At 75.9% G+C, this 13,410-nt stretch carries 9 protein-coding genes; all 9 read left to right on the top strand.

The features are described 5' to 3' along the window. Positions 1-6: 6 nt before the first annotated feature. The 9 genes from ACIQD7_RS15415 (at position 7) to ACIQD7_RS15455 (ending at position 13,391) form a co-directional block, all read left to right on the top strand. Entirely contained in the window at positions 7-1,272 is a 1,266-nt protein-coding gene (locus tag ACIQD7_RS15415; protein WP_402441967.1) for a 6-phospho-beta-glucosidase, read from the top strand. Then, positions 1,263-2,261 carry an N-acetylglucosamine kinase gene (locus ACIQD7_RS15420; RefSeq protein ID WP_402441968.1) on the top strand — a complete coding sequence of 333 codons (999 nt, stop codon included), beginning with the start codon at positions 1,263-1,265 and terminating at the stop codon, positions 2,259-2,261. The genes ACIQD7_RS15415 and ACIQD7_RS15420 overlap by 10 nt, the downstream gene beginning before the upstream one ends. 328 nt (positions 2,262-2,589) lie before the next feature. Further along, positions 2,590-4,017: a hypothetical protein gene (locus tag ACIQD7_RS15425; RefSeq protein WP_402441970.1), complete on the top strand. Its 1,428-nt coding sequence runs from the start codon at positions 2,590-2,592 to the stop codon at positions 4,015-4,017. 11 nt (positions 4,018-4,028) lie between these two features. After that, on the top strand, positions 4,029-5,078 hold the full coding sequence (locus ACIQD7_RS15430) for a glutamate ABC transporter substrate-binding protein (RefSeq protein ID WP_121833432.1): 1,050 nt from the start codon (positions 4,029-4,031) through the stop codon (positions 5,076-5,078). 59 nt (positions 5,079-5,137) lie between these two features. Next, entirely contained in the window at positions 5,138-6,433 is a 1,296-nt protein-coding gene (locus ACIQD7_RS15435) for a hypothetical protein (RefSeq protein WP_202528908.1), read from the top strand. Between the two features lie 59 nt (positions 6,434-6,492). Continuing rightward, complete coding sequence (locus ACIQD7_RS15440; protein WP_402442359.1) at positions 6,493-9,045, top strand: tetratricopeptide repeat protein; 2,553 nt, start codon at positions 6,493-6,495, stop codon at positions 9,043-9,045. A gap of 2 nt (positions 9,046-9,047) precedes the next feature. Then, positions 9,048-10,370: a PP2C family serine/threonine-protein phosphatase gene (locus ACIQD7_RS15445; RefSeq protein WP_402441973.1), complete on the top strand. Its 1,323-nt coding sequence runs from the start codon at positions 9,048-9,050 to the stop codon at positions 10,368-10,370. Between the two features lie 55 nt (positions 10,371-10,425). Beyond that, complete coding sequence (locus tag ACIQD7_RS15450; protein WP_402441975.1) at positions 10,426-11,754, top strand: VWA domain-containing protein; 1,329 nt, start codon at positions 10,426-10,428, stop codon at positions 11,752-11,754. Positions 11,755-11,795: 41 nt separating this feature from the next. After that, the gene (locus ACIQD7_RS15455) at positions 11,796-13,391 is read left to right on the top strand and encodes an FHA domain-containing protein (protein WP_402441976.1); all 1,596 of its coding nucleotides are present in this window, start codon (positions 11,796-11,798) and stop codon (positions 13,389-13,391) included. Positions 13,392-13,410 lie beyond the last annotated feature (19 nt).

Below are 13,410 nucleotides of genomic sequence, written 5' to 3' on the forward strand. Positions count from 1 at the left end.
CCACACATGAAGCTCACTGTCGTGGGGGGCGGTTCCACCTACACCCCCGAACTGATCGACGGGTTCGCGCGGCTGCGCGACACCCTGCCGATCACCGAACTCGTCCTCGTCGACCCGGCGGCCGACCGGCTCGACCTGGTCGGCGGGCTCGCCCGCCGGATCTTCGCCAAGCAGGGGCACGACGGCAGGATCACCACCACCTCCGACCTGGACGCCGGGGTCGAGGGCGCCGACGCCGTCCTGCTCCAGCTGCGGGTCGGCGGACAGGCCGCCCGCGAGAAGGACGAGACCTGGCCGCTGGAGTGCGGCTGCGTCGGCCAGGAGACCACCGGCGCCGGCGGCCTCGCCAAGGCGCTGCGCACGGTCCCGGTGGTCCTGGACATCGCGGAGCGGGTCCGGCGCACCAACCCGGACGCCTGGATCATCGACTTCACCAACCCCGTCGGCATCGTGACGCGGGCGCTGCTCCAGGCCGGGCACAAGTCCGTCGGCCTGTGCAACGTGGCCATCGGCTTCCAGCGCAAGTTCGCCGCGCTCCTCGGCGTGGCCCCGTCGGACGTGCACCTGGACCACGTCGGGCTCAACCACCTGACGTGGGAGCGGGCGGTACGGATCGGGGGCCCGGAGGGCGAGAACGTGCTGCCCCGGCTGCTGGCCGAGCACGGCGACGCGATCGCGGACGACCTGCGGCTGCCGCGCCCGGTCCTGGACCGGCTCGGCGTCGTCCCCTCGTACTACCTGCGCTACTTCTACGCGCACGACGAGGTGGTGCGGGAGCTGGGCGAGAAGCCCTCGCGGGCCGCCGAGGTCGCCGCGATGGAGAAGGAGCTCCTGGAGATGTACGGGGACCCGGCGCTCGACGAGAAGCCGGCCCTGCTCGCCAAGCGCGGCGGTGCCTTCTACTCGGAGGCGGCCGTGGACCTGGCGGCGGCGCTGCTCGGCGGCGGCGGTTCGCCGTACCAGGTGGTGAACACGTACAACCGCGGCACGCTGCCGTTCCTGCCGGACGACGCCGTGATCGAGACGCAGGCGGCGGTCGGCCCGGAGGGCGCGGTGCCGCTCGCGGTGGCGCCGGTGGACCCGTTGTACGCCGGGCTGGTCGCGAACGTGACGGCCTACGAGGACCTGGCCCTGGAGGCGGCGCTGCGCGGCGGCCGGGACCGGGTCTTCAAGGCGCTGCTCGCGCACCCGCTGATCGGGCAGTACGCGTACGCCGACGGCCTCACCGACCGGCTGATCGCGCACAACCGGGAGCACCTCGCGTGGGCGTGAACGGGACCCCCCTCGCGGTGGACGCGGGGACGCTCCTCGCGGTCGACGCGGGGAACAGCAAGACCGACGTCGCGGTCCTCTCCGGGGACGGCGCCGTCCTCGGGACGGCCCGCGGCGGCGGGTTCCAGCCCCCGCTGGTGGGGGTGGCGACGGCGGTGGACGGGCTCGCGGAGATCGTGGCGCGGGCCTGTGCCGACGCCGGGGTGCCGGAGGAGTTCGCGCACGTCACGGCCTGTCTCGCCAACGCCGACCTGCCGGTGGAGGAGGCCGCGCTCCGGGACGAGGTGCTCTCCCGGGGCTGGAGCCGGTCCGTGCGGGTGCACAACGACACCTTCGCCATCCTGCGGGCCGGGATCGACGAGCCCCGGGGCGTGGCGGTGGTGTGCGGGGCCGGGATCAACTGCGTCGGGATGGTCCCGGACGGGCGGACCGCGCGCTTTCCCGCGATCGGGAAGCTGTCCGGGGACTGGGGCGGCGGCAGCGGCATGGCCGAGGAGGCGCTGTGGTGCGCGGCGCGCGGCGAGGACGGGCGCGGCGAGCCGACCGAGCTGTCGCGGGCGCTGCCCGCGCACTTCGGCCTGGGGACGATGTACGCGCTGATCGAGGCGCTGCACCTGGGCCGGATCCCGATGGAGCGGCGGCACGAACTGGCGCCCGTGCTCTTCCGGGTGAGCGCGGCGGGCGACCCGGTGGCGCTGTCGCTCGTGCACCGGCTGGCGGAGGAGGTCGTGGCCATGGCGTCGGTGGCGCTCGGGCGGCTGGGGCTGCTGGACGAGCCGGCGCCGGTGCTGCTCGGCGGCAGCGTGCTCGCCGCGCGCCACCCGCAGCTGGAGGAGCGGCTGCGGGCCCTGCTCGCGGAGCGGGCGCCGAAGGCGGCGGTCGGCTTCGTGACGGCGCCGCCGGTCCTGGGGGCGGGCCTGCTCGCCCTGGACGAGGTGGCGGCGGAGCCGTCGGCCGCGGCCCGGCTGCGGGAGCACTACGGGGTGTGAGGCGGGTGCGCGTGCGGGGCGTCCACGCCGGTCCGGCGGGGGCGCCCCGCACGCGCGTTCCCGGCGGACCCGCACCCGTGTTCACCTGTTCGAGCGATGTCCGGTGCGGAACCGATCGCGGACCGGGGACGTATTCAAGGTGAGGGGATTCTCCTGCGGACGCGTGGGGGGCGTGGGGCACGATAGGAGCCGTCAGGAACAAGATCCAGTCAATCCCGGTGTGCGGAAGGGCCCGTGCGGCCATACTGCTCGCCGGGTGGTCCTCCACCGGAGCCGGTCCGCCGGCGCCCGGAGCGGACCGTTCGTCAGCGACCGAGGGGGAGGTCAAGTGACACACCCGCCGCACCCGCCCGCCGCACCGGCGGCGCGGAGCACGGCCCCGGCGCCCGCGCGCCCGGCCGGCGTGCCCGCGCAGCCTTCGCCGGTGCCTCCGGCCGCGCCGCCCGCGGGGCGCGGGGCCTGGGCCGTGGGGCGGGAGCGGCTGCGGACGGCCACGACGACCGAGCCGGGCCGGCTCCAGATCCTCGGGGCCGTACTGGCGCTGCTCGTCGTCGCGTTCGGGGCCGTCACCGCCCTGGAGGTCACCGGCCGGGCCTCCGCCGCCGACGACGTCGTGGGCCGCAGCCAGCCGCTGAGCGCCGACGCCGCCGCCCTCTACCGCTCTCTCGCGGACGCCGACACCACCGCCGCCAGCGGCTTCCTGGCCGGCACCCTGGAGCCGGCCGGGTCGCGCGAGCGGTACGCGAAGGACATCGCCACCGCCTCCCGGCTCCTGGTCAAGGCCGCGGCGCACACGGACGGTTCGCCGGAGTCGGCCCGTGAGGTCACCGTCCTCGGCGAGCAGCTCCCGCGCTACACGGGCCTCGTGGAGCGCGCCCGGGCCGCCAACCGGCAGGGGCTGCCGCTGGGCGGCGCCTATCTGCGGTACGCCAACCAGCAGATGACCACCGTCCTGCTGCCCGCCGCCGAGCGGCTGTACGCGGCGGAGACGGAGCGGCTCCACCGGGACGACGACGCGGCCCGCGCATGGCCGTACGTGTCGCTCGCGCTCGGCCTGGTCGCCCTCGCCGCCCTCGGCTGGGCCCAGCGCCGCACCTACGTCCGCACCCACCGGGTCTTCAACCACGGGCTGCTCGCCGCCACCGCCGCCACGGGCGTCGTGCTGCTCTGGCTCGTCGCCGCGCACACCGTCGCCCGGACCGAGCTGGACAATGCGCGGGCGCACGGGCAGGAGTCGCTCCAGGTCCTCAACGCGGCCCGGATCAGCTCGCTCACCGCCCGCGCCAACGAGAACCTGACCCTGGTCGCCCGGGGCGCCGTCCTCACCGAGGACGGCAGGAACGACAAGTACGAGGCCGACTACACGGCGAGCATGGGCGCCCTGACGGAGGCGCTCGCCTCGGCGCGGAAGCTGGCCGACGACGACGCGGGCCGGGGCCCCGTCGACGAGTCCGCCGCCCGCACCGGCGAGTGGCGGGAGCGCCACAAGGAGGCGCGGGCGAAGGACGACGCCGGCGACTACGAGGGCGCCCTCGACCGGATCGTCGGCGCGAAGGGCTCCACCGGGGAGACCTTCGACCGGGTCGACGCGGCCCTGGAGCGGGCCCTCGCCCACGAGCAGGCCGAGTTCACCCGCTCCGCCGGGGACGCCCGGGGCGCGCTGACGGGGCTGCCCGCGGGCGCGGCGGCCCTCGGAATCCTGGGGGCGGCGGGCGCCGTCCTCGGCATCAACCGCAGACTGTCGGAGTACCGGTGAGAGGGGGAGGGATGTCCGAGGGCACGGAGCCGCTGGGGCGGCGGGCGGCGAAGCGGCTGCGCGGCTGGGGCGGAGTGGCGGCCATGGCCGTGGCCTGCGGGCTCACCGCCTCGCTCACCCTGCTCCCGCTGGCCCGGGAGGACGGCGGCGCGGCGGCCGCGCCCGGCACGGACCGGACGGCCGGATCCGGCGCGCCCACCGGCACCGGCACGGACATCCGGGTCCGGGCGGACACCTGCCGGAACCCGGAGGCCTCCCTCACGCCCTCCACGGAGGACGGCCCGTCGATCCGGGCCATCAAGGAGCGCGGGAAGCTGGTCGTCGGCGTCGACCAGTCCAGCTACCGCTGGGGCTACCGGAATCCGGAGAAGGGCGTCCTGGAGGGCTTCGACATCGCCCTCGCCCGGGCCGTCGCCAAGGGCGTCCTCGGCGACGAGAACGCCGTTATCTTCCGCGCGATCCCCACCAACCAGCGGATCGCCGCCCTGGACAGCGGCAAGGTCGACCTCGTCGTGCGCACCATGACGATCAACTGCAGGCGGATCGAGCAGGTCGCCTTCTCCACCGCCTACTTCCAGGCCGGGCAGCAGGTCCTGGCGCCCAAGCGCTCCGACATCACCGGCTACGACCCCTCGCTGCGCGGCAAGCGGGTCTGCACCGCCGAGGGCTCCACGGCCCACGAGGCCCTGGAGGAGAACTCCTTCGGCGCCGTCTTCAAGGACGAGGGCGACGGCACCAAGGACGACGCCGACCTGCTCACCGTCCCCAACCAGCTGGACTGCCTGGCCCGGCTCCAGCTCGGCGAGGTGGACGCCGTCGTCACCGACAACGCCCTCGCGGCCGGCCAGGCCGCCCAGGACCCGGCGGTCGAGCTGAAGGGGAAGCCGTTCACGAAGGAGTACTACGGCGTGGCGGCCAAGCTGGGCAACGACGACCTGGTGCGCCGGGTCAACCACGTCCTGGTGGGGTACCGGCAGGGCCCCTGGCAGGCGGCGTACAGACAGTGGCTGGAGAAGGACCTGCCCGGGATATCCGGGCCGCCCGCTCCGCTGTACAAGTAGCCGCCACGAGCAGTTCCCGCACACAAGACTCCTTGCACACATGGCGGAAGAGGTGACCGATGGGCGTCACGGGACCCCCTGGGCCGGTGATGGACCGGGACGAGGTGGACCGTGCGCTGGCGCGGCTCGGCGCCGAGCACAAGGCGGTCGAGGACTCGCTCCTCGCGCTCCAGGACCACGCGGGCCGCAGGCTCCTCGAAGGGGCCTCGCTGACCGGCACGACCCGGGAGCGCTGGGCGGTGGCCGAGCGGACCATCACCCTGCTCTGGACCTGCTTCGACGTGTACACCGACGCGCTGCGGGAGGCCCGTGAGGTGCGGGCGCGGCGCCGCTGGCCCGGCCGGGAGGAGCTGGTGGAGCTGACCGAGCGGCTGCGCGGCGAGAGCGTCCTCGTGCCGGGCGGGGCGGGCGAGGAGGCGCTGCTCTCCGAGCGCTTCACCCTGGAGGGCCTGGTCCGGCGGATGAACGAGCTGTACGCCTCCTCGCTCGACCTGGTCGTCACCGCCGACGCGGTCTGGTCGGCGCTGCCCGCCCGGATAGACCTGCTCGCCGCCGAGCTGGGCCGGACCCGGTCCCTGGCGCACTCGGTGGGCGTGCGGCCCGGCGAGCACCCGGCCGGGGACGAGCTGGAGGAGATCACGGCCGAGCTGGGCCTGCTGCGCTCCCAGGTGATCACGGACCCGCTGGCCTTCTGGCGTCCGGCGGCGGGGAGTTCGGCGCCCGGCGGGGGCCGGCCCGACACCGGGCGGTACGACCGGGCCGCCCTGGCGCTGGAGGACGTGCGGCGCGAGATCGAGGCCGTCCTCGCGGTCCGGCAGGACTCCGAGGACCGACTGCTCCGGCTGCGGGACGTGCTCTCGCGGGCGGACCGGACGCTCGCCGAGGCGCGGGCCGCGCGCGGCGAGGTCCTGGCGAAGATCGCCGCCTCCGAGGTGCCGGCCGTCAGCGGCCCGCCGACGGCGCTCCAGGAGCGGCTCGTGGCCGCCGCCGAGTACCGCAGGCACGCCCAGTGGCACCGGCTCTCCCCGCTCCTGGACTCCCTGGAGCGGGAGGCGGAGGAGGAACTGCTGCGGGCCCGCGAGTCGTTGACGGCGGTCACCGCGCCGCTCGCGGTCCGGGCGGAGCTGCGCGGCCGGCTCGACGCGTACAAGGCGAAGGTGGCGCGGCTCGGCGCGGCGGAGGACCCGCTCCTGATCGAGCGGTACGACACGGCCCGGCGGATGCTGTGGAGCGCGCCCTGCGACCTGCGGGTCGCGGAGGAGGCGGTGCTGCGCTACCAGCGGGCGGCGGCGGAGGTGCTGTCCGCCCCCGGGGGCGCGGGGAGCGCGGAAGGTGCGGGAGGACGACAGTGGTGAGCGGGGAGACGGGTGTGGGGAGCTGCCAGCGTCCCTCGTGCGAGGGCGCGTACGAGGACATGGGCGGCGGCGAGCTGTACTGCGACACCTGCGGGCTCGCGCCGGTCGTCGCGCCCGGCGGGATGATCGGCTCGTCGCCGACCGGGGTGGCCGTGCCCGGCCGCTCCTCCCGCACGGGCACGGGCGTCGGCGGGCCGGACTCCGGCTCGTCGCGGAGCGGTTCGCGGGCCTCCTCGCGGTCCTCCTCGCGGTCCTCGTCCCGCTCCTCGTCCTCGCGCCGGTCGGTCTCGGGGCGCCTGTCGCGCTCGCTCTCCGGGCGGGCCACGGGCCGCTCGGTGTCGGTGCGCAGCTCGGGCTCGTCGACCGGGCAGTCCGCCCGGAACCGGCTGGGCGCGGGCCTGGTCACGATCCCGGAGGTGCCGCGCCCCGACCCGCGGGCCGCGGTGATGGAGAACCCGGAGGTCCCCGAGCGGAAGCGGTTCTGCTCCCGCTCCGACTGCGGGGCGCCGGTGGGCCGGGCGCGGGGCGACCGGCCGGGCCGTACGGAGGGCTTCTGCACCAGCTGCGGGCACCCGTACTCCTTCGTGCCGAAGCTGCGCTCCGGGGACATCGTCCACGGGCAGTACGAGGTGGCGGGCTGTCTCGCGCACGGCGGCCTCGGCTGGGTGTACCTCGCCGTCGACCGGGCCGTCTCGGACCGCTGGGTCGTCCTCAAGGGCCTGCTCGACACCGGCGACCAGGACGCCATGGCGGCGGCGATCTCCGAGCGCCGCTTCCTCGCGGAGATCGAGCACTCCAACATCGTCCGGATCTACAACTTCGTCGAGCACCTCGACCAGCGGACCGGCTCCCTGGACGGCTACATCGTCATGGAGTACGTCGGCGGCAAGTCGCTCAAGGAGATCGCCAACGGGCGGCGGACGCCCGACGGGCGGCGCGACCCGCTGCCGGTGGAGCAGGCCTGCGCGTACGGGATCGAGGCCCTGGAGGCGCTCGGGCACCTGCACAGCCGGAACCTGCTGTACTGCGACTTCAAGGTCGACAACGCCATACAGACCGAGGACCAGCTGAAGCTCATCGACATGGGCGCGGTCCGGCGGATGGACGACGACGAGTCGGCGATCTACGGCACCGTGGGCTACCAGGCGCCGGAGGTGGCCGAGGTCGGCCCGTCGGTGGCGAGCGACCTGTACACGGTGGCGCGCACGCTCGCCGTGATGACCTTCGACTTCCAGGGCTACACGAACGTCTTCGTGGACTCGCTGCCCGACCCGGAGAACATCGCGGTCTTCCGGACGTACGAGTCGTTCTACCGCTTCCTGGTCCGCGCCACCGACCCGGATCCGGCGCGCCGGTTCGCCTCCGCGCAGGAGATGGCCGAGCAGCTGACGGGCGTGCTCCGGGAGGTGGTGGCGGTCCAGTCGGGGCGGCCGCGGCCCGCGCTGTCGACGCTGTTCGGCACGGAGGTGCGGGTCACGGACACGGAGCTGTTCGCCGAACTCGCCCAGGACGTCTCCCTGCTGGGGGCCCGGCGGGTCCGGGGCGGCCGGAAGGCGCGCCCGGGGGCGGGTGCCGGTGCCGTGGTTCCGCCGGGGGCCGGTGCCGGTGCCGTGGTCCCGCCGCGAGCCGGTGCAGGTGCCGGTGCCGAGGGCGCGGTTCCGCCGGGGGCCGGGCTCGGGGGGCTGCTCGCGCCGCTCGACGCACCCGCCACCGCGCTCGCGCTGCCCGTGCCGCACGTCGCCCCGGGCGATCCCAACGCCGGTTTCCTCGCCGGGCTCGCGGCCGCCGCGCCGGGCGAACTGCTCGGGGCGCTCCAGGCCGCGCCCGCGCCCTCCGTCGAGCTGCGGCTGCGCACCCTGCGGGCCGAGCTGGAGCTGCGCGACCTGCCGGCCGCCGCCCGGACCCTCGCCGGTCTGGAGGAGCGGGACCCGGACGACTGGCGGGTCGTCTGGTACCGGGGCGTCGCCTCCCTGGTGACCGGGGACCACGAGCACGCGGCGCTCGCCTTCGACGCGGTGTACGACGCCTTCCCCGGCGAGCCCGCGCCCAAGCTGGCCCTGGGGATCTGCGCCGAGGTCCTCGGCCAGCTGGACAACGCCGCCGAGTACTACCGCCTGGTGTGGACGACCGACCCCGGCTTCGTCAGCGCGGCCTTCGGGCTCGCCCGGGTGCGGCTCGCGGCGGGCGACCGCGCCGGAGCCGTACGGACCCTGGAGTCCGTGCCCGAGGCGTCGATCCACTACACGGCGGCCCGGGTCGCGGCCGTGCGGGCGCGGCTGCGGCGGCGCCCGCCGTCCGAGCCGCTCGGCGACGACCTGACGGCGGCCGCCGCGCAGGTCTCGGCGCTCCAGGGCTTCGGTCTGGACGCGGTGCGCCGGGAGCGGTTGTCGACGGAGGTCCTCGGAACGGCCCTCGACTGGGTACTCTCCGGGAGTCCCGGTGCGGCACCGGGCGGCGGCGCGCTGCTGCTCGGGAGCGAACTGGACGAGCGCGGACTGCGCTTCGGCCTCGAACGCTCGTACCGGGTGCTCGCCCGGCTCGCCCAGCAGGGCGGGGAAAGGATCGAACTGGTGGAGCGGGCCAACCGCTTCCGCCCCCGGACGTGGGTGTGAGGATGTCCCAGAAGCCGAAGCCGTCGCACGGACTCGCCGCCTGCCCGGGCTGCGCGGAGCCGCTGGAGTCGGGTGACCGGTTCTGCGGGGCGTGCGGCTACGACCTGTCGGCCGTCCCGGCCGCCGAGACCGGTCCCGACCGCCCGACCGTGGCGATCGGCACCCCGGTGAACTGGCCGGACGCCCCGCCCCGCGAGCCCGGCTCGCTCTCGACCATGACCCAGCACCCCGGCGACCTCCCGGGCACCGACTCCGGCGGGCACGACCTGCCGGCGGCCCCGGACCCCGCCCCCGGCGGGGACTTCGAGCTGGCCGCGCCCGACCCCCGGGCCGCCGTACGGGTCGACGACCCGGCACCGGCCCCCGTACCGGCACCGGCGGCGCGGGCCACCGGGGCGGTCCCGGAGGCGGAGCGCGCCGACGGGCTCTGCGTGGCCTGCCGGGCCGGTCGGGTCGACACCGACGGGTACTGCGAGAACTGCGGGCACGCGCAGCCCCGCGAGCGCGACCACATGGAGCGGGAGCTCGGCGGCCTGGCCGCCGTCAGCGACCGGGGGCTGCGCCACCACCGCAACGAGGACGCGTTCGCCGTCTCCGCGACCACCCTGCCGGACGGCTCCCCCGCCACCGTCGCCGTCGTCTGCGACGGCGTCTCCTCGGCGACCCGCCCCGACGAGGCCTCCGCCGCCGCCGCCGAGGCGGCCGGGGCGGCGCTGCTCGCCGCGCTGCCCCGGGGCACGCACCCGCAGCAGGCCATGCACGAGGCGATCGTCGCCGCCTCCGAGGCCGTCAACTCCCTGGCGGAGAAGGCGGCGGACGGCGAGCCCCACCGCAACGCGCCCGCGTGCACCATCGTCGGCTCCGTCGTCGCGGACGGCCTGCTCGTCGTGGGCTGGGTCGGCGACAGCCGCGCCTACTGGGTGCCCGACGACCGCGCCGCCCCGGCCGCCCGGCTCACCGAGGACGACTCGTGGGCCGCGCAGATGGTCGCGGCGGGCCTGATGAACGAGGCCGAGGCGTACGCGGACGAGCGCGCCCACGCGATCACCGGCTGGCTCGGCGCCGACGCGTACGAACTGGACCCGCACACGGTCGCGTTCAAGCCGGACCGCTCCGGCGTGGTCGTGGTCTGCACGGACGGCCTGTGGAACTACGCGGAGGGCCCCGAGGACATGGCCCGGGTCGTCCCGCCCGACGCGGCGGAGCGTCCGCTGCACGGCGCCCGGGTCCTGGTCGGGCACGCCCTGGACGGCGGCGGCCACGACAACGTCACGGTCGCGCTCGTCCCGTTCGCCGTACCTCCCCAGGGGGCGGGACCCGCCTGAGCGGCCGCCGGTCCCGTCCCGCCACCCCACCGCCGTTGTCCGAGGAGCCGAACAGATGGCGAACTTCTCCAAGTCGACCGTGCCCCAGTTCTCGGTGGACGTGTACCAGAACGAGTTCCTGCCGGAGGGCGGCAGGGACGTCAGCGCGATCGTCACGGTCACCTCGACCGGCGGCGGCACCAGCGGCGCGACCGGGATCGCGGCCGTCCCCGGCGCGGCCGGCGTCGTGATCATGGTCGACTGCTCCGGCTCGATGGACTACCCCGCCGCCAAGATGCGCGGGGCGCGGGAGGCGACCGCCGCCGCCGTCGACACCCTGCGCGACGGCACCTCCTTCGCGGTCGTCGCCGGGACGCACGTGGCCAAGGAGGTCTACCCGGGGAACGGGCGGCTGGCCGTCGCCGACGCCCGCACCCGGGGCGAGGCCAAGGAGGCGCTGCGCCGGCTCTCGGCGGGCGGCGGCACCGCGATCGGCACCTGGCTGCGGCTCGCGGACCGGCTGCTCTCCTCCGCCGACCTCGCCATCCGGCACGGCATCCTGCTCACCGACGGGCGCAACGAGCACGAGTCCGCCGAGGAGCTGCGGGCCGCGCTCGACGCCTGCGCGGGCCGCTTCACCTGCGACGCGCGCGGGGTCGGCACCGACTGGGAGGTGAAGGAGGTCACCGGGATCGCCTCGGCGCTCCTGGGCACCGCCGACATCGTCGCCGATCCGGCCGGTCTCGCGGCCGACTTCACGGCGATGATGGAGCAGGCGATGGGCAAGGGCGTGGCCGACGTCGCACTGCGGCTGTGGACCCCGGTCGGGGTGGAGATCGCGTTCGTGAAGCAGGTGGCGCCGACGGTCGAGGACCTCACCGGGCGGCGCACGGAGGCGGGGCCGCGCGCTGGGGACTACCCGACGGGCTCGTGGGGCGACGAGTCCCGCGACTACCACGTGAGCGTGCGGGTGCCCCGGGCGGCGGTCGGCCAGGAGATGCTCGCCGCCCGGGTCTCCCTGATCGCCCCGGACCCGGCGGGCGGCGACGCGCGCCCGCTGTCTCAAGGGCTGGTACGGGCGGTGTGGACGGACGACCTGGCGATGTCGACGTCGATCAACCCCCAGGTGGCGCACTACACGGGCCAGGCCGAGCTGGCGGACGCCATCCAGGCGGGCCTGGATGCCCGCAAATCGGGCGATCACGACGGCGCGACGGCCAAACTGGGGCGTGCCGTGCAGCTCGCGGCGGCCTCCGGCAACGCGGATACGGCGAAACTGCTTTCGAAGGTGGTCGACGTGGTCGACGCGGTGGCGGGTACTGTGCGTTTGAAGGCGAAGGTCGCCGAAGCGGACGAGATGACACTCGAGACCCGCTCCACGAAGACCGTTCGCGTCAAGAGGTAGCCCGGCCAGCGGGCCGGACGACGAGAGGGGGAAGCACCGACATGCCGACCTGCCCGAACGGACACCAGTCGGTCTCCGACGACTGGTGCGAGGTCTGCGGCCATCGCATGGCCGGGGCGGGTGCGCCGACGGGTGCCGTACCGCCGCCTCCCCCGCCGCCGCCCCCCGCGTACGGATACCCCGGCCCCGGCGGGCCGGGCGGCCCCGGTGGTCCCGGTGGTCCCGGTCAGCCTCCGGCGGGTCCTCCGCCGGGCGGGCCCGGCGGCCCGGGTGGCCACGGCGGCCCCAACGGGCCGGGCGCTTTCGACGGACCCGGTGCTCACGGCGGTCCGAACGGACCCGGTGCTTTCGACGGTCCCGGCGGCCAGGGCGGTCCCAACGGACCCGGTGCTTTCGACCGTCCCGGCGGCCAGGGCGGCCCGAACGGACCCGGTGCTTTCGACGGACCCGGTGCTCACGGCGGCCCCAACGGGCCCGGTGCTTTCGACCGTCCCGGTGGGTACGGCGGTCCGGGCGGCCCAGGTGCCCCGGCCGGCCCCGGCGCCCCCGCCGCTCCCGGCGGCTTCGGTCCCGGTGGCGATCCGAACGCCACGGCCCAGGCGGAGCTGTGCCCGCAGTGCCGTACGCCGCGCGAGCACATGGCGCCGTTCTGCGAGGAGTGCCGCTGGAACTTCCTCACGAACACGGCGACCTCGTACACGCCGGTGGCCCCCTCCAACCTCCCGCCGCGCCAGCCCGGACCCCCGCCCGGCCTGAACCTGCCGCCGGGCTTCCAGACCCCGCCGCCGGGAGCCCCGCAGCAGCCGGACCCGTTCGGCTACCAGGGCTCGCGGCCCTCGCAGGTGAACCGGCCGGCGGAGCCGCTGGGCGCCGAGCCCACCCACCACCAGGCCCCGCCGCAGCACCCCCAGGCGCCGCAGCCCCCGCAGCACCAGCAGCCGGAGCCCCCCTCGTACCGCCAGGCGCCCGCCCAGGCCCCGCCGCCGCCCGCGCCGCCGCAGCCGCGCGCGGACGACGACTGGCTCCTGCCGCCGCCGTCGCAGCACCAGCCGCCGCAGGCACCTCCGCAGCAGGCCCGGCCGCCGCAGGCGCCCCCGCAGCACCAGGGGCCGCCCCAGCCTCCCGCGCACCAGGGGCCCCCGCCGCAACAGCAGCACCAGGGCCCGCCGCCCCCGCAGCAGCACCAGGCCCCCCAGCCGCCCCCGCAGCAGTTCCAGCCGCCGCAGGCACCCCGGAGCTGGAGCGCGGTCGTCGGTCCGGACCGCGAGTACTTCATGGCGATGATGCAGCGCAGCGGCCCGGAGGCCACGGGCCTGAACCTGCCCGCGTACTCCCCGGACAAGCACCTGCCGCTCCAGGGCAACCAGATCTCCATCGGCCGCCGCCGGCACTCCACCGGCGAGTCCCCCGACATCGACCTGTCGGTGCCGCCGGAGGACCCGGGCGTCTCGCACCAGCACGCGGTCCTGGTGCAGCAGCCGGACGGCTCGTGGGCGGTGGTGGACCAGAACTCCACCAACGGCACCACGATCAACGGCGGCGAGGAGCCGATCCAGCCCTACGTCCCCGTCCAGCTCCAGGACGGCGACCGGGTGCACGTCGGCGCCTGGACCACGATCACGATCCGCCTGGGCTGACCCCGCGAGGGAGCCGGGG

The sequence above is a fragment of the Streptomyces sp. NPDC093071 genome (assembly GCF_044754545.1).
GTDB lineage: Bacteria > Actinomycetota > Actinomycetes > Streptomycetales > Streptomycetaceae > Streptomyces.